Source organism: Desulforhopalus glucosivorans (assembly GCF_054397165.1).
The window spans coordinates 2920134-2936515 of record NZ_AP044854.1; the positions used below are offsets into that span (position 1 = coordinate 2920134).

Annotated in this window: 17 protein-coding genes; 13 read left to right on the forward strand and 4 right to left on the reverse strand. The window is 42.3% G+C overall.

Annotated elements, in window-relative coordinates; translation table 11 throughout:
• Window positions 1-81: 81 nt before the first annotated feature.
• On the forward strand, window positions 82-1101 hold the full coding sequence (locus ACX6CI_RS12660; protein WP_458774012.1) for an NAD-dependent epimerase/dehydratase family protein: 1020 nt from the start codon (window positions 82-84) through the stop codon (window positions 1099-1101).
• A 152-nt stretch (window positions 1102-1253) separates the two neighbouring features.
• A complete protein-coding gene (locus tag ACX6CI_RS12665; RefSeq protein ID WP_458774013.1) occupies window positions 1254-2033 on the forward strand; it encodes an acyltransferase in 780 nt (259 codons plus the stop codon).
• Window positions 2034-2137: 104 nt separating this feature from the next.
• Here ACX6CI_RS12665 and ACX6CI_RS12670 read toward each other — a convergent pair whose 3' ends face one another.
• Window positions 2138-3118: an OmpW family outer membrane protein gene (locus tag ACX6CI_RS12670; RefSeq protein WP_458774014.1), complete on the reverse strand. Its 981-nt coding sequence runs from the start codon at window positions 3116-3118 to the stop codon at window positions 2138-2140.
• A 563-nt stretch (window positions 3119-3681) separates the two neighbouring features.
• Here ACX6CI_RS12670 and ACX6CI_RS12675 point away from each other — a divergent pair.
• The 10 genes from ACX6CI_RS12675 to ACX6CI_RS12720 all read left to right on the forward strand — a co-directional run bounded on the left by ACX6CI_RS12675 (window position 3682) and on the right by ACX6CI_RS12720 (window position 10755).
• On the forward strand, window positions 3682-4104 hold the full coding sequence (locus ACX6CI_RS12675) for a DUF2231 domain-containing protein (RefSeq protein WP_458774015.1): 423 nt from the start codon (window positions 3682-3684) through the stop codon (window positions 4102-4104).
• Window positions 4105-4169: 65 nt separating this feature from the next.
• Entirely contained in the window at window positions 4170-4709 is a 540-nt protein-coding gene (locus ACX6CI_RS12680) for a DOMON domain-containing protein (protein ID WP_458774016.1), read from the forward strand.
• Window positions 4710-5498 (forward strand): SCO family protein, encoded by a 789-nt coding sequence (locus ACX6CI_RS12685; RefSeq protein ID WP_458774017.1) that lies wholly within the window; start codon window positions 4710-4712, stop codon window positions 5496-5498.
• 79 nt (window positions 5499-5577) lie between these two features.
• Entirely contained in the window at window positions 5578-7203 is a 1626-nt protein-coding gene (locus tag ACX6CI_RS12690; RefSeq protein WP_458774018.1) for a cytochrome c oxidase subunit I, read from the forward strand.
• Window positions 7200-7796 (forward strand): cytochrome c oxidase subunit 3 family protein, encoded by a 597-nt coding sequence (locus ACX6CI_RS12695; RefSeq protein ID WP_458774019.1) that lies wholly within the window; start codon window positions 7200-7202, stop codon window positions 7794-7796. Before ACX6CI_RS12690 ends, ACX6CI_RS12695 begins: the two co-directional genes overlap by 4 nt.
• 10 nt (window positions 7797-7806) lie before the next feature.
• On the forward strand, window positions 7807-8091 hold the full coding sequence (locus tag ACX6CI_RS12700; RefSeq protein ID WP_458774020.1) for a cytochrome C oxidase subunit IV family protein: 285 nt from the start codon (window positions 7807-7809) through the stop codon (window positions 8089-8091).
• Between the two features lie 38 nt (window positions 8092-8129).
• Window positions 8130-8726: a cytochrome c oxidase subunit II gene (coxB, locus tag ACX6CI_RS12705; RefSeq protein WP_458774021.1), complete on the forward strand. Its 597-nt coding sequence runs from the start codon at window positions 8130-8132 to the stop codon at window positions 8724-8726.
• A gap of 124 nt (window positions 8727-8850) precedes the next feature.
• Window positions 8851-9735 (forward strand): UbiA family prenyltransferase, encoded by an 885-nt coding sequence (locus ACX6CI_RS12710; protein ID WP_458774022.1) that lies wholly within the window; start codon window positions 8851-8853, stop codon window positions 9733-9735.
• Between the two features lie 5 nt (window positions 9736-9740).
• Window positions 9741-10355 (forward strand): SCO family protein, encoded by a 615-nt coding sequence (locus ACX6CI_RS12715; RefSeq protein WP_458774023.1) that lies wholly within the window; start codon window positions 9741-9743, stop codon window positions 10353-10355.
• Window positions 10342-10755, forward strand: a complete 414-nt coding sequence (locus ACX6CI_RS12720) for a c-type cytochrome (protein WP_458774024.1) — start codon at window positions 10342-10344, stop codon at window positions 10753-10755. The genes ACX6CI_RS12715 and ACX6CI_RS12720 overlap by 14 nt, the downstream gene beginning before the upstream one ends.
• 184 nt (window positions 10756-10939) lie before the next feature.
• Here ACX6CI_RS12720 and ACX6CI_RS12725 read toward each other — a convergent pair whose 3' ends face one another.
• The 3 genes from ACX6CI_RS12725 to ACX6CI_RS12735 form a co-directional block, all read right to left on the reverse strand.
• The gene (locus ACX6CI_RS12725; RefSeq protein ID WP_458774025.1) at window positions 10940-11968 is read right to left on the reverse strand and encodes an NAD-dependent epimerase/dehydratase family protein; all 1029 of its coding nucleotides are present in this window, start codon (window positions 11966-11968) and stop codon (window positions 10940-10942) included.
• Between the two features lie 253 nt (window positions 11969-12221).
• On the reverse strand, window positions 12222-12896 hold the full coding sequence (locus ACX6CI_RS12730) for a GDSL-type esterase/lipase family protein (RefSeq protein WP_458774026.1): 675 nt from the start codon (window positions 12894-12896) through the stop codon (window positions 12222-12224).
• Between the two features lie 81 nt (window positions 12897-12977).
• On the reverse strand, window positions 12978-13649 hold the full coding sequence (locus ACX6CI_RS12735; RefSeq protein ID WP_458774027.1) for a hypothetical protein: 672 nt from the start codon (window positions 13647-13649) through the stop codon (window positions 12978-12980).
• 325 nt (window positions 13650-13974) lie between these two features.
• On the opposite strand from ACX6CI_RS12735, the gene ACX6CI_RS12740 reads away from it, so the two are divergent.
• Window positions 13975-16353: a spermidine synthase family protein gene (locus ACX6CI_RS12740; RefSeq protein ID WP_458774028.1), complete on the forward strand. Its 2379-nt coding sequence runs from the start codon at window positions 13975-13977 to the stop codon at window positions 16351-16353.
• The last annotated feature ends 29 nt before the right edge of the window (window positions 16354-16382 follow it).

Sequence of the window (16382 nt, forward strand, 5' to 3'; positions counted from 1 at the left end):
ACCCAGAACCGACTCTAAAAAAATAATTTCAGAACTCTTTACCGCTAACGCTTGGAATTATTTAACAACATATAAAATGAAATGAATAACACAATAGCAGCTGGCACTAAAGTTATGGTCACCGGAGCCACAGGTTTTACCGGTAAGGTGCTTGTACGAAAACTTCTGGAACAGGGACTCGTGGTCAACGCCATAGCACGGCAATCCTCAAACATAAAACCCTTTGACGGACAGCCGGTCAACTGGTTTCGTGGTGAAGTCTTTGACGAAGCAACAATCCGCTCGGCCATGGAAGGGGTTGAATACGTTTTCCATGTAGCAGCTGCATTTCGTGAAGCCAAAAGTACAGAGCAAGACTACCGCAACGTGCATGTTGTCTCTACTCAGCTCATTGTTCAAGAAGCACGTAAGAACCCGGAGTTTAAACGCCTTGTCCATGTCTCCACAATGGGGGTACACGGTCATATCCAAAACCCTCCCGGCAATGAGGAATCTGCATTTAGCCCCGGCGATGACTACCAATCGACAAAGGTGGAGGCAGAAGACTGGCTTAAAGCATTTACCAAAACACAGGATTTCCCCTATGCAATAATTCGCCCCTGCGCCATCTATGGCCCGGGAGAGCGACGACTGCTAAAGCTTTTTAAAATGGCAGCAGGTAAAGTCTTCCCCATCCTTGGCAAGGGAAAATGCTGGTACCATCTTGTACACGTTGAAGATCTTGCAAATGCAATAATTCTTGCAGCAACAGAGGAAAAGGCTCTTGGAGAAGCCTTTATCATTGGAGCAACAGAGCCTATTCGCCTCGAAGATATGGCGGCCATTATTGCAAAAGAATACGATACGCGCCTCAAAGTACTCAGACTCCCCATCGGCCCCTTTTTTCTCATGGGAGATATTTGTGAAGTGATCTGTCGGCCATTTAAAATTGAGCCCCCGATCTATAGGCGCAGGGTTGCCTTCTATTCAAAGGATAGAAACTTCTCAACAAAAAAAATGCAGGAAGTCCTCGGCTACCAGCCTCTCTGGTCAAATGAAGACGGTATTATAGAATCAGCTCGCTGGTACCTGAAAGAAAACTGGTTGCAGCTTAAAAAATAATTTCAGTCCATGAATATATCAGTACCTCACTCCAGAAAAGCTGTCATAAAAAACAGGTAGCGTAGACTCCGGGAAAACTGGAGATCCTTTTGACATTGCAAACTTAAAATTACTTTCAAGGTACTTGTCCCGTTTATCGGGGTTAGTCTTCTATGACAGAACAAAAGCAAGAAAACACAAAGAGTACGCAGAGGATCGAAAAAGAAATCCTCTCTGAGCAGCTTCATCAGGGAGGAAATCCATTAATCAGATATCGGGACAAGGTCCTTGGCAAGGGAGCAAGTTTTTTTCAACTCTTCCAGTTTGAACTAGCCCAACTCTTTTGTGCCAATCTCGGAGGAGGACTTGGTTACCTGCTGAGAAAAAAGTCACTTGCATCCCTGTTTAGTAAAAGCGGGAAAGGACTTATTCTTGGAAAATCAATTATCCTCAGAACCCCTGGGCATATAAGCCTTGGTGACAACGTTGCCATAGATGACCACACCCTTCTTGACGGTGGTACCGGACCCGACTGCACGATGTCTATTGGTAATAGCGTTGTTATCAGCAAGGGATCAGTGATCCAGGCAAAAAATGGTCCGCTCTATATTGGTGATGAGTGTGATATCGGTGCCCATGTTATCATTACCAGCATCAGCACAATCACCCTTGAAAACAACGTACTTATTGCAGGCAACTGCTATATTGGTGGGGCACGGTACAATCTTGACGACCTTAACACACCAATTATGTACCAGGGAATTTATTCACGCGGCCCTATCACTATTGGTGCAAACACCTGGATTGGTGCCTCTGCTACTATTATTGATGGCGTCACTGTGGGGAAAGGTTGTGTTATAGGAGCTGGCGCAGTGGTAACAAAAGATATTCCTGATTATGCAATCGTTGTTGGAACTCCAGCAAAGATTGTAGGTTCCAGAAAAAGTAACTGATCAATTAAATCACTCGATTTCACAGCAAAAAAAGGGCTATTGGATTGTATCTAATAACTCTTTTTTCGTTTCTACCTGTTGCTATGCAGGATACTTGTTCTAACTTAAAACTGATACGCCAAACCTAAACGGAATGCAATATTATCTATTGGGAAATTACCGTTCTGGACGGTGTCCAGCACACCATACGTATATCCATTAAAAGTCGCATCAACATCAACCTGGGTATACTGCATGGAGATATCCAACAACCAGTTTGCATTCAATGCATAGGTACAACCAAGACCAAGCAGTATTCCTACGGCATCATCAGTAACCATTTCTCTGATCCTTCCATTTAGTGCTGTTGAAGGGCTCCCTGCATCTTCATAATCGGAAGGGGTTTTGTAACCTAGCGCCCAACTTGCTGCCTCATCAAAATCCCCAGAATAGAATCCAACCCCTATGGAGGCGTAAGGACTAAATTTTGTAGAATTGGGAATATGAGCTACAAGACTTATGGTTGGACCAGATAGTGTAACATCTCCATCAGTCTTATCACCTGAATAACCTACTGTAGTTGCACGAGTCTCTGCTGTCACACTATCATATGCAAGCTCTGCTGCTATGTAATCACTGAAAAAGTATTTCATATAAAAAAGATATGGTGTGTAATCCTGAACTTCCTCGAGCGCATAAATAGTTCCAAGATAGGTTCCGGAACCATAGGTTCCACCCTCATGGCCCGAATCAGAATCAGTAAGAGAGCGTGTGGCCATTCTGGTTCCGATCTGCAATCTACCTGCTATGTATTGATCAACAAAGCCAGAACTTCCAGAGTGTGCTTCGTCAGTTCCCCCTTCAAGAAGGTCTTCAGCCACTGCCTGCGGCTCATTTTTGCAATCAGCAACCAATTCAACTTCATTCGTTGCTTCGACTACACCCCCTTCGGCCTGAACATCGACTACAACATCAGCTGAACTTTTAGCACCGGCCACTAACTCTACCGGAGGTACTTCAGTTAGATCTGTCTTTATCTCACCTGCCTGCACATTGTACCCTGCGAAAAAGCACAACCCTACAATGACTGCTACAATTATCTTCATCACTCCACCGTAAATTATTATTTTGTTACAATAAATTTTGTTTTTCTGGTATTAAGACAAGTTATTTAATGAAGCGAAAATACAACTCTGAGCATCCAGTTTCAACATATAAACTGTCTCATAAACTGTCTAAATTGTGACAAATTTGTACAATCAAACTACAAATAAAGATTGGTATAATCACATCAGACATTTGCATTACTCAAGGTCCAAACACTGACTGAAAATTACTAAATGCAGTGCAGATAATATGGAGCTACAACACTGTATTTCTGTGCTTTGCGAGACCCAGCCATTTTTTTTTCAGATAAATCCACAATCTTCTCTATTCAATTGCTTGATTCTTCAACAAATGTGCCATAGTATAACAGCAATAGAGGACATTTATTCTTGCTAGAACCTGACTCATTAACTGAGTAGTACAGCCCGACAAACGGGATACGTGCCTTGGCGGTTAGCATACATACTTGGTTTCAAACCAATATCTGGATTTCTTGTTTTTCTAGACAGGTTTTCTGGAATAAGGCACTAAAGATTTCTGCAATATTACACCGAGGTGAAATATGACGGACCTTATCTTCAGCACCCTCGAAGCAATTGGCTTCGCCCATCCACTCCACCCTGCCCTTACCCATATCCCCATGGGAATGGTAATAGGCTGTTTCTTTTTTAGTTTTTTTGCTCTCATCACCAAAAAAACCATCTTTATCAAGACGTCTCTTCACTGCTCAGTGGTAGGACTTATTTTCATTTTTCCAACAATATTTGCCGGATTTCTCGATTGGCAGCAGTTTTTTGGTTCAACAATGAGTGTTTTTATCATCGTGAAATTCGTCTTGGCAGCGGTCCTTACGGTACTGCTTGCTATTAGTATTCGTGCAAACCTGCAAGGAGCAAGTACAGGAAAACTTTTCTTACTCTACACACTCTGTCTAGCCTGTGCCGGTGGACTAGGATTCTCTGGTGGAGAGCTCATCTACGGCTAACCTCGGAAAGCGTGGAACCACCACACAATCACAATATTAAACAGATTCAATAAAGGAGAAAATTTATGTTTAAAAGGACTTTTGCTGCCACAGCAGCCATATTTTTTGCACTATGCACCATGGTAAGTGTGGCCCAAAGTACTGAGTATCAGCACACTCTCACCGAGAACAATATCACTTTTGCCTGGAGCGTCGAGGGAGACCGGCTCGCGGTTAAACTCTCCGCCAAAACCGATAGCTGGGTTGCTGTAGGTTTTAACCCAAGCAAAAAGATGAAAGACGCCAACATCATCATAGGCTACGTCAAAAAGGGCAAAGTAAAAATTTCTGATGAATTTGGAACAGCTACCACCCAGCACAAAGGCGATGAAAAAGTAGGCGGTGTTGATCACGTTACCGTTGTAGGCGGAACAGAAGAAGGTGGAGTAACGACTATTGAGTTTACTATTCCACTTAACTCAGGCGATGAAAAAGACGGTGTTATAGATCCAGCTGCTGATACAACAGTAATCCTGGCCCACGGTGAAGGACGGGACTCTTTCAAGACAAAGCATAAGGTCCACGCCACCTTTACTGTTAACCTTAGTACCGGTGCTAAAAAATAAATGATACGATGTACAACTCATCCCTGGCTTGTTCCTCTCCTGCTCGTGTTACTTCTACACAACGCAGGAGGGGAGGCTTTTGGTTCAAAAGAGCCAGAGGTTATTGAAGAGCCAACGGGAGTTGTGGAAAAAGGGGGAGACTTTATCCCCCTGGATGCTACCTTTACTAACGAACAAGGTGAAAAAGTAACTCTTGGGCAGCTCATAAATAAACCGACACTACTTTTACCTGTCTACTTTAATTGCCCCCGTATTTGCTCATTTGACATGGCCAACCTGGCTCTAGCCCTTCAGCAAACAAAGTTAGAGCAAGACACATTTAACATCATCACCTTTAGTTTTGATGATCAGGAAACACCAAAGGACGCGGCAAAGGCTAAAAAGAACTACACCAATATGCTTAAAGGGCAGTTTTCTACCGATTCATGGTCGTTTCTTACTGGCGATCAAAAAAATATAAAGCTGGTCACTGATAGTATAGGCTACACATTCAAGGTGGCAGGTGGAGGACTGTTTCTTCACCCGTCTGCTCTTGTGGCATTGGCAGACGATGGTAAAATCATAAAATATGTGTATGGCGGATTTCTTTCAGGAGACGTCGACTTAGCTATATCCGAGGCAGAAAAAGGAACACCGGCGACCTCAATTCGTCGTTTTCTCGCCTATTGTCTCGAAGGTAATCCAGAAAGAAACCGTAAAATATTTGGTATCATGAAAGGATCAATAATCCTGCTTATTGTTTTAGGCGGATATTTCCTAATACGAACATTACGGAAAGACACCCGATAACAACACCGAAAGATAAAGACTCCCCAAGTTGTACCGGGTAAACGTCATAGATTTTTCGGTATAATGGAAACTACTCATTATGTCTGATGTAAAAACGTTTTTTGAAACACCGGCCCCGTCACACCTCACGGGAATCAAGGCATGGCTTCTTACCCATGACCATAAACGACTCGCCATCATGTACCTCTGGGCGGTCCTCTTCTGGTTTACCCTTGCCATCACCCTTGGCTTTCTTATTCGTATTGAGTTGATGACAATAGGCCCCACGATTATGGGGGCCGAGATGTACAATTCTGCATTCACCCTGCACGGGGTGATAATGATTTTTCTCTTTGTCATTCCGGCGATCCCAGCAATATTCGGCAACTTTATATTGCCCATTCAGTTGGGTGCAGATGACGTGTTTTTTCCGCGCCTTAACCTCCTGTCCTGGTATTTGTATATGCTAGGCGGCCTTATGGCCATTGTATCGCTTTTTACCGGTGGCGGCTTTCCAGATACAGGTTGGACCTTCTACGTTCCGTTTAGTGTTACAACCAATCACAATGTTCCACTTACAGTCCTTGCAGCCTTTATCCTCGGCATGTCGTCTATGCTCACCGGACTTAACTTTATTACCACCGTACACAGAATGCGGATCAAAGAAATGGGCTGGATGCAGATCCCACTCTTTACCTGGTCTTTGTACGCAACAGGCTGGGTCCAATTACTCGCAACACCTGTGGTTTCAATTACTCTTCTCCTCGTCATCTTTGAACGACTCTTTGGTGTAGGACTTTTTGATCCGGACAAAGGTGGTGACCCTGTTCTCTACCAACATTTATTTTGGATGTATTCCCACCCTGCTGTGTATGTTATGATCCTACCCGGCATGGGAATTATTTCTGAGATTATTCCAACGTTTAGCCGCAAGGCAATCTTTGGCTACAAGGCCATTGTCTACTCATCCATGGGTATTGCGGTTGCAGGTTCTCTTGTCTGGGCTCACCATATGTACACCAGCGGCATGAGTGACACCGCAGTTTTTATCTTTTCTCTCCTCACCTTTCTTGTTGCTATCCCAACCGCAGTGAAAGTCTTCTCCTGGGTTGGAACCATGTACAAGGCCTCCATTGAAATGACTCCACCACTCCTCTACGCTCTGGTATTCATCTACCTGTTCTCAGTGGGTGGTCTAACAGGGCTTGTCCTTGGTGCAGCTGGAACTGATATTCATGTTCATGATACCCACTTTGTTGTTTCTCATTTCCACTTCACCATGTTTGGCGGTACCGGCTTTGCTTTTTTTGCGGGGCTGCACTACTGGTGGCCTAAAATATTTGGAGTGATGTACAACAATCGTAGAGCATATATCGCCGCAACCCTTTCAACGGTCGGCTTCATGTTCCATTACGTTCCAATGTTTGTGGTGGGAATGATGGGTATGCCGCGCAGATACTATGATTACCTCCCTCAATTCGCCAAAGGTAATGGGCTTGCGGCTGTAGGTGGTCTCCTGATGTTTGTTGGTATCATACTCATGCTCTTTAACCTCATCCGCAGCCTCAAAGAAAAACGCGTAGCGTCTTCAAACCCCTGGGGAGGAGTTACCCTTGAGTGGACGGTCCCCTCTCCCCCACCACTACACAATTTCGTCGAGAAACCGGTAATAAAAGATTACCCATACGATTTTACTGACATAGTGAAAAAGGCTGCGAAAACATGACAAACAAACCCGATTTTCTTGGCATCCGCCTGGGGATGTGGCTCTTCCTCTACTCTGAGATAATATTGTTTGGTGGGCTGTTTGTGCTCTACGCGGCCTACTTTCACGCCTACCCTGAAGACTTTGTTGAGGGAGGTAAACAACTCAATAGAATTTTTGGTGCAGCCAATACCATGATATTATTGCTGAGCAGCTTTACTGTGGCCGCATCCATTACAGCTATACGGCTGGGGTCCAAAAAACTCTCCCTTGGCCTGATTGGATTTTCCTTTTTTTGTGGAATTGTTTTTCTCATCAACAAATACTTTGAATGGGGAGCCAAAATTCACCATGATATCTACCCAAATTCCGAAACACTTGTGGACGGGCCTCCGGGGCAGAATATCTTCTTTGGCCTCTACTATGTCATAACAGGCCTCCACGGATTGCATGTCATTATAGGCATGACACTGCTTGCCATTAGTTTTGTACTCGTAGCCGCAAACAAGGTAAGAGCAGACCGTTTTGCCATGCTTGAGAACTCAGGACTTTACTGGCATCTGGTGGATTTGATCTGGATCTTTGTTTTTCCGTTATTTTATCTTGTATTGTAGGGGATTTTTTATGAGCGCAGAAACCCAACACATGATGAGCTACAAAAAGCTGGCAGCGGTCCTTGTTACCCTGCTCATCCTTACTGGAGTGACCGTCGGAGTCAGTTACTTTGACATGGGCGTTTTCAACGTCCCTGTTGCTCTAGGTATCGCCTGTTTCAAGGTCAGCCTTGTCCTGTTATTTTTTATGCATCTCAAATATGAAAGTAAAGCAATCACTATATCATTTATCAGCACCATCTGTTTTCTGGCGATCATGATCAGTTTCACATTTTTTGATGTCGCCTTTAGGTAACAGTTTTCGCTTTATGAATTTTCACGAGGAATAAACCTATGGATCCAGTAGTAGGCGTAGACCGTGCCTTTTGGTACATATTTGTGGTTTCTATTGTTCTACTTGCGGCTATAACCGCAGTAATGATTTACTTCGTCGTTAAATATCGTCGTAGTAAAAACCCCGTGCCATCAGATATTCGGGATAATTGGAAACTTGAGGTAATCTGGACTGTTATCCCGACACTTATTGCTCTCTCTATGTTCTGGGTGGGTTGGCAATCCTATACAGGCCTGCGTAATGTCCCGGAAGAAGCCCTTGAGGTTGAGGTTTTTGGCCAGATGTTTTCCTGGATCTTTGTATACGATAATGACAAAGAGACGGAGAATGAATTGGTGGTGCCAGTCAACACACCAATCAAACTCAACATCGAGTCCCTGGATGTCATCCACAGCTTTTTCATACCCGCATTCAGAGTAAAGGCTGATGCAGTCAAAGGCCTCCCCACATACCTGTGGTTTATGCCACGAGAGGAAGGAGAATTCGACATTCTCTGCGCAGAATATTGTGGAACTGAGCACGCCTATATGACAGCAAAACTCAATGTCGTTTCACAGGACAGGTATGATGAGTGGTTAGAGGAGGAAGAGGATTAGTGCTTTTCAATAAAAATTCATTCTTTTGAGAATTTTTATTGTCCCCAAAGCACTTATCCCGGCTTGGATTTTTTCTCCCGGGATGAGATGAACGATCAACTTTTGATGCCCAAGAAAGCCACCAATGCAACCTATCCGTCAAAATTCTTTTTTAACCTACTCCAAAGTGGCCAAAGCACCACTCTGCCTCATGGTGGCTGCTTCTAATGTTTTTGGCTATTGTCTTACTCAATCTCATTTCAATCTTGAATTCTTACTCTCCTTTTCAGGCGTCTTCTTCCTCGCCTGCGGAGCAGCCTCTTTCAACTCTATCCAGGAAAAAGAATCAGACGCCTCATACACAAGAACCTGCAAACGACCGGTAGCTTCTGGCTTAATTTCAAAACAGCACGCTACATATTTTGCAGTATTAAATTGCTCCCTGGGGCTTTTGCTTTTAGCCTTTATCGGAAACACCTTACTTCCGTTTTTCCTGGGGCTTGCAGCACTCATTATTTACAACTTCATATACACGCCCTTTAAACCCTACTCTGAATTTGCCCTCCTACCCGGAGGAATATCAGGAGCACTGCCACCAGCAATTGGATGGACAAGTGCCGGGGGCCAATTGGGCGATCCGATGATTTTAACGGTTATGGCACTATTTTTTCTTTGGCAACCCCCTCATTTCTGTTTAATCCTTTTAGAATATGCAGATGATTACAGAAAAAAAGGTACATTTCAAAACTTGATTACAAAGATCCCAGCCGACCGGGTAAAACGAATAATCGCCGTGTGGCTCCTTGCATTTTTATCCGTTGTTCTATTACTCACAATACTGGTACATTATTTACCTCAAACTGTTCGTTTAACATTAATCGCGTGTACACCTCTTTTTGGGGCAGGATTTTTATTCCATCTCTTTAGAGTAAAACACCCACGTTACAAAATATTATTCATTTCACTCAACGGTTTCCTCGTTGGTATTATGGGCCTTCTTAGTATTTCATCAATTTTAAACACCTTATAACTCTGATGGTAAAACACTATTTTAAGAAATCTTACGCAACACAATACCTCGTATTTTTCGTCCTCATCCTCTGTCTTTTGCTCTCAGGATGTGAGAAGAAAGTAGATGAAAAATTCAAAGTATATGGAGAGGTTACACAAGATTTTACATTGTACAACCAGGACGGCCAACTGGTAACCAAAGAGATATTTAAAGACAAAGTCTATGTAACAGACTTCTTCTTCACCACCTGTACGACTATCTGCCCACTCATGAAACGGCAAATGCACCGGGTATATGAAGCATTTAAAGACACCCCGGGCGTACTCCTTTTCTCCCACACCATTGACCCGGAAACTGATACAGTAGAGGTACTCAAAAACTATGCAGATGGACTTGGAATCAAGACCGACAAGTGGCAACTGGTCACTGGTGATCAGCAGGAAATATTTAATATGGCCAAGCAGTATATGCTTGGTGTGATAAAGGATGACACAATTGTAGATGGCTACATCCATAGCGGCCATTTTGTCCTTGTTGATAAAGATCGCAAAATAAGAGGCTATTACTCAGGAACCGATGCCCAAGATGTGGACAGGCTTATTACTGATCTTCGGGAGTTCATCCATGACAACGAGTAAACGACTCCCCTCACTCCTCAATGTTCTCATATTTCTTTCATTTTCACTGCTACCGGCATTTGCCTTTGGCAATGACACTAGGCAAGGAGCCAACCTCTACCTCGCCAACTGCGCAAAATGCCATGGACGTGAGGGAGAAGGTTTTCTCAAACTCTACCCCCCAATTCGCAATTCACATTACCTTAAAGAAAACGTCTCAAAACTTCCCTGCATCATCAGATATGGTTTAAAAGGAGAAATTGTTGTGGAAGGCGTCACCTTTAACCAGATCATGCCTGCAATCCAACAACTTAAAGCTGAAGAGATAGACCAGATTATAGTTTTTTTGCAGGAGAAAGGACAATTTCCAGTCACACAAGTCAATGCTAAAAAGCTATTGGAAGATTGTGAGAACAAATAACTATTAACAACAAAAGAAACAATGGAGTGAATCGGCGAGAGTATGCCAATTTCATTTTATGTCGAGTCGTCAAGTCCCCTTCCGAAAAACAGTTCCATCCACTTACAACCTGGGGATGACATCAAGAAGGAAAATACTGACTTTCCGGCCTAAGAACCACTCCTCAGTTGCCTACACCTTTCGATTATAATAATTTTTCAATATACCATCGAGCGGCCTTATCTAGACCTGAAGAAATTGTGTATTCAGGAGAGTAATTAATTAAAGTTTCGGCCTTGCTGATATCTGCAAGGGAGTGACGAACATCTCCTGCTCTAAAGTCACGATAGGTCGGTTGGGCATTTCCAGCAGCTGGATGAATGGGGGAAACCCTATCTCTTATGAGCATAAAAAGGTCTGTCAGGCTGGTGCGTTCTCCGAAGGCAACATTATAAACTTGATTACTCGCGTCCTTACTGTCAGATGTTGCAGCCATGATATTTGCCTGGACACAGTTTTCAATAAAACAGAAATCCCTACTGGTTTCACCATCACCATTGATGAACACTGTTTCATTTTTAAGTAATGCTGCAAACCATTTTGGAATTACCGCCGCATACGCTCCATCAGGGTCCTGACGCTGACCAAATATATTAAAATATCTTAGCCCAATGGGATTGAAATCGTACACCCTTGCAAAAACAGAGCTATATAACTCGTTGACCAGTTTTGTTACGGCATAGGGTGAGAGAGGATTGCCAATAACATCTTCCTGTTTTGGTAAATCCGGGTGGTCACCATATGTCGAACTGGACGCAGCATAAACAAATTGTTTAATATTCGCATCACGAGCAGCTACCAACATATTAAGAAAGCCGCTAATGTTATTTGCATTCGTTGTGATAGGATCAACTATTGATCTTGGAACAGAACCAAGGGCAGCCTGGTGCAATACATAGTCTACTCCCCTGCAGGCAGCATTGCAGTTATCAATAGAACAAATATCACCTTCGATAAATTTGAATTTTTTCCATTGCTCTGGAGCAACAAGTTGTTCAACTTCATCAAGATTATGCTGAAATCCTGTTGAGAAATTATCCAGCCCAACCACATTTTGATCGAGATTGAGTAGGGTCTCCAAAAGATTTGAACCTATGAATCCGGCAACACCGGTAATAAGCCACGTCTTAGGATTCTCTTTTAAATCGAGTTGCCGCTGTTTATAGTTAAGCATATTGTGTCCACACAAAAATAGTAGTTAAAAAGCAATAGTCTATTGACGAGACATTTGTGACTTGGAAATAAATAGAAGTCTCAGCAGGAAAGGTACAACTATCATTATATTCTGTTAAACTGTTATCATTGACGATTTTATTCATACAGAGGAGCCTAACTCTAATCTTAGGGAAAAGACTATAGACTCTGAAAAATACTGTTTCAACTCACCCCTGCAATATGGCTATACTCCTGACAGTCAACTTTTCAGGTCATATAGTTACTATGCTTTTAAAAACTAAATCAGCAATGAGGCTGGCACCCGCCTTACTTGGATGAACACCATCTATGGAGTATTTATTATTCGCCAAAAACTTTGCGTTCACATCGATATATTTTGCACCTGTTATCGTCGCAGCTTCTTTAATTAACGAATTAATTAGACCCTGTCGCTCTGCATTAATCCCATTCGGATAGTCGACCAAAATTGGAGGGATTGAACAAACAAATACCTTTGGCTTTGAAGATAAATGATGAAAACCATTGATCATTTTCACATAATCTGAAATAAATTCATCAATATGAGTCCAATTATTATTTTTTAAATCATTTGTGCCTAACATTATTACAACTACGCTTGGTGCTGTCTTTTTCAGCTCAACATATTGTTTCTGAGCGACGTATGGGATATCCCCTTTAGAAAGAACAGTTGCACCGTTGACCCCCATATTAGTGACATTCCAAACTCCATTCGATTTTTGGGAAAGTTGAGCCGGATAACTGTTATGTGCAGGATCTGAAAGCTTAAAACCATAGGTAATGGAATCACCAACACAGACAATATCATGGGCAACAAGACTAGAATGAAAAGGAATCTTAGTACCACAGGAAGAAAGGAGTGCCAGTATTATACAACATACAACTATATTTAATTTGTTCCTTACCATATCCCCTCCAACGATTTGGGCCTAACACTAATATTTTCTGGTTTTTTACAGTCGTTTCTTTTTACAAATGTAATCCAGTTATTAGCGTGTCAGAAATAAATTCCAGCCTGTATTTGAGTTTAAATCCACACTACTAATATTACCGGGAGCAAAACTTCCACTATATACGGAACCATGGTCTGTGCGAATTGTTAACCGATACTCCTCAAGTGTCCAGCTGCCACCACCAGCAAATTGCTGCCCATCACTAATATAAACAGCGTAAGATATCGCCCCTGATTGATAAAGGTGATAGGTTCCGGTGTAAGTGAGACCACTTCCGGGCTGATTCGCAGTTGCCTGCCATGCAGAGACGAGAGAATCTGCGGTTGGAGGTCCTGCTGGTTCTGATGATCCACCACCACTTCCACCACTCCCTCCCGCAAGTGCTACGACACCACCAACCAGCACGACAGCACCTACACCGATCCCAACCTTTGCCCCTGTTGAAAGAGATGTTTTCTTGGAAGGAATTGGTTGCGTAGTTGGTTTAGCTTTTTTAGATCCATCCTCTAACATAGGTACTTCAGCAGTTACTTCTCCATCTGCTTTTGTTACCGAAACATTATCATTAACTTTCACAACTTTTTCTGCATTTGCTTCAATGGTTTCAACCGTCGAGACTGATCCAGCTAGAGCCACCTGCACAGGTATGATAGTTGTTAAAACCACTAAAATCTGCAAAATTACTCGTTTTGATTTCTTGTATTTCATGATTTAACCTAAACGTAAAAAATAATCCACTTCAGACAAAAATGACATAAAACGGACAAACTTGAGACAACTTTTTAAGCAAATAACGGCTAGGGAAACTACCAGACTACGAACATAAATGCTAATAAAAATCTTTCCCAAAAATACACCCACCTACACTTTAATTTTACCCCAGCAGGTAAATCTCCATTATAAGAACTATTCATTGACCAGACCTTCGAAAAAAATTATGCTAAGGGATTTGATTTCTTACAATACACCACTCGCAAACACCCTGTTTGCAGGTTTAGAATTATTTTGATTAAAACGTTGAACGGAGCATATAATGTCGGAACTTATTAAAGGTAAACGGTTGTCATATAAAGCGCTGGGGTATATTGCCCTTATTGCGCTATCTACACTCTTTTATGAACTCTCCTTAATTCGAATTTTGGATATCCTTTGGTATCCACATTTTGCCTACATGGTCATAACCCTGGCATTACTCGGTTTCGGTATTTCCGGGGTTGTTACTTCTGTCATAGCTGAAAAAAAGTTTCTTTTTTCTAATACAACGACACTCTGGCTCACCCTGCTTTTAGCGCTTAGTTACAGCGGAATTTATTTTTTCCTCAACAGATTTCACATTGATTTTGACAATTTCAGCAGTGTCGCCTACCTCGGGGCCAAGGTTGCGCTTGTATTTTCCGGTCTCGTAATACCATTTTTCCTGGGCGGCTTTATCCTCTCTATCCAATTTACGAAGCATGCAGAGATGTTTGGTAAATTATATTTTTGGGATTTGTTTGGCGCCTCATTAGGTTGTTTGCTTGTGCCACTCCTGATTCCGGCTCTGGGCGGCCCTGGAATGCTGTTTGTTGCATCCGCAATTACCTTAGTAGCTATTAGTTTAGTAACCCGATCTAAAGTTTTCACCTCAATCTCTTTGATAGCTGCAATTTGTATATCCGGTTTTCTCATTTCAAGAGGCGATGATTATCTAGAAATTGATTACCACATGGATAAACGTGGTTTTAAATCCCTACAGGGCGGCAAAATTTTAACTAAATGGGACCGAATCTCCCGTATAGACCTGATCCAGTATCGTGATGCTTATATTTGGGTTGCCTATGATGGCGGAACACAGACCAGCTATTTCTATAAGTTTGACGGTGATTACGTTAAATTAAGAGAATCACTACCTGAAAAAGCAAGAGATCAATTTTGGGATAAATTTGTTTTTGCCTCTCACTGGTTAAAGGAAGGAAGTCACCCCAATGTCTTAATTATCGGTGCTGCTGGCGGACAAGAAACAAAAGGTGCAGTTGCTTTTGGTGCAAATTCGGTAGACGCTGTTGAGATGGTAGGTTCAGTAATTGAACTTGGGAAAACAAAATACGCCATCGAACCGTATACAAATGAGAAAGTAAACGCTGTACGAGGCGAAGGTCGTAGCTTTTTAAGGGCAAGCAAGAAACAATATGACATCATACAAATGATGTCGAATCATACAACATCCAGTATTGCTTCGGGATCTGGTGCAGTTTCACCAAATTATCTTCAAACAACCGATGCCTATAAAGAGTATTTTTCACATCTTACAAACAATGGTGTTTTACATATTAACCATCATATTTACCCAAAGATGGTGCTCACGGCAGCTAAAGCCTGGAAAGAAATGGGACGAGAGAATTTTGAAAACCATTTCCTCCTCTATTATGCAAACCAATGGTACAACCTGCCAACTCTTCTTATAAAAATGGAGCCATGGACAAAGGAAGAGGTTGACCGTGTTGACGCTCTCATGCACGAAGGTTTTGAGCTGGTTCACAATCCTATAGATCCAGGTAGCTCTAGACTTGATAAATCATTCTTTACAGGAACCTTGTCTCCTGAAATTGAAGCGAGTATTCCATATCGCATTGAAGTTCCAACTGACGACAAACCATTCTTCAATCACATTCGAAAGCGGCTCGCACCTGTTTCTTTTAAAGAACAATATGTAGATACTTCAATCAAAGTACTTTTGAATGACTCCATCAAACACGGTTTACCTATGGATATCATTCATCTTATTGTTTCCGCAGGAGCTGCACTCGCAATAGCTGTAGTTTGCTTGTTCGGACCGTTACTATTTTCAAAAGTCGGACGTGCACAGTGGAAAGGTAAGTTCTCTTTTATAGGTTATTTCGCCTGTCTAGGATCAGGTTTTATTGCTATTGAGCTGGTATTCATACAACTATTCCATAAACTTGTAGGCTTCCCTCTATACACTTACGTTACGGTAGTATTTGCATTCCTACTTTCAGCTGGGATTGGAAGTTACGTAACTGACATCAGTCAGTTAGAAAAGAAAAGAGTAGCTCGTTTCATACCATTTTTGCTTATTCCAATATATGGCCTAACAATGCTATATTTTAAGGAATCATTGCTTGATTACTTCTTACAATGGCCGACAGCAGTTAGAATGCTCGCCGCCTTTGTACTTATAGCCCCTCTCGGATTTTTTATGGGAATGCCTTTTGCTGTCGGTATTGCAGGGTCACATAAAAACGGTAAAGGAGCAGTAGGCTGGGCATGGGCGGTCAATGGTCTCTTTACTGTCCTTGGTGGCGTAGTTAGCGTTGTTATGGCAATTTACGTAGGTTTCTTCATGACTCTTGCAATTGCCCTTTCGCTATACCTTGTTGCTGGAGTACTTCTCCCACGATTCTCCACTGAATAATCCATTCCCCCCGCAAGCATATGTCAAAT

Excerpts from the sequence above, each read along its gene's own strand:
- ACX6CI_RS12740 (WP_458774028.1), top strand. The coding sequence starts at position 13,975 with ATGTCGGAACTTATTAAAGGTAAACGGTTGTCATATAAAGCGCTGGGG.
- ACX6CI_RS12725 (WP_458774025.1), bottom strand. The coding sequence starts at position 11,968 with ATGCTTAACTATAAACAGCGGCAACTCGATTTAAAAGAGAATCCTAAG.
- coxB (WP_458774021.1), top strand. The coding sequence starts at position 8,130 with ATGGATCCAGTAGTAGGCGTAGACCGTGCCTTTTGGTACATATTTGTG.
- ACX6CI_RS12690 (WP_458774018.1), top strand. The coding sequence starts at position 5,578 with ATGTCTGATGTAAAAACGTTTTTTGAAACACCGGCCCCGTCACACCTC.
- ACX6CI_RS12710 (WP_458774022.1), top strand. The coding sequence starts at position 8,851 with ATGCAACCTATCCGTCAAAATTCTTTTTTAACCTACTCCAAAGTGGCC.
- ACX6CI_RS12675 (WP_458774015.1), top strand. The coding sequence starts at position 3,682 with ATGACGGACCTTATCTTCAGCACCCTCGAAGCAATTGGCTTCGCCCAT.
- ACX6CI_RS12695 (WP_458774019.1), top strand. The coding sequence starts at position 7,200 with ATGACAAACAAACCCGATTTTCTTGGCATCCGCCTGGGGATGTGGCTC.
- ACX6CI_RS12730 (WP_458774026.1), bottom strand. The coding sequence starts at position 12,896 with ATGGTAAGGAACAAATTAAATATAGTTGTATGTTGTATAATACTGGCA.
- ACX6CI_RS12700 (WP_458774020.1), top strand. The coding sequence starts at position 7,807 with ATGAGCGCAGAAACCCAACACATGATGAGCTACAAAAAGCTGGCAGCG.
- ACX6CI_RS12715 (WP_458774023.1), top strand. The coding sequence starts at position 9,741 with ATGGTAAAACACTATTTTAAGAAATCTTACGCAACACAATACCTCGTA.
- ACX6CI_RS12660 (WP_458774012.1), top strand. The coding sequence starts at position 82 with ATGAATAACACAATAGCAGCTGGCACTAAAGTTATGGTCACCGGAGCC.
- ACX6CI_RS12680 (WP_458774016.1), top strand. The coding sequence starts at position 4,170 with ATGTTTAAAAGGACTTTTGCTGCCACAGCAGCCATATTTTTTGCACTA.
- ACX6CI_RS12685 (WP_458774017.1), top strand. The coding sequence starts at position 4,710 with ATGATACGATGTACAACTCATCCCTGGCTTGTTCCTCTCCTGCTCGTG.
- ACX6CI_RS12720 (WP_458774024.1), top strand. The coding sequence starts at position 10,342 with ATGACAACGAGTAAACGACTCCCCTCACTCCTCAATGTTCTCATATTT.
- ACX6CI_RS12665 (WP_458774013.1), top strand. The coding sequence starts at position 1,254 with ATGACAGAACAAAAGCAAGAAAACACAAAGAGTACGCAGAGGATCGAA.
- ACX6CI_RS12735 (WP_458774027.1), bottom strand. The coding sequence starts at position 13,649 with ATGAAATACAAGAAATCAAAACGAGTAATTTTGCAGATTTTAGTGGTT.
- ACX6CI_RS12670 (WP_458774014.1), bottom strand. The coding sequence starts at position 3,118 with ATGAAGATAATTGTAGCAGTCATTGTAGGGTTGTGCTTTTTCGCAGGG.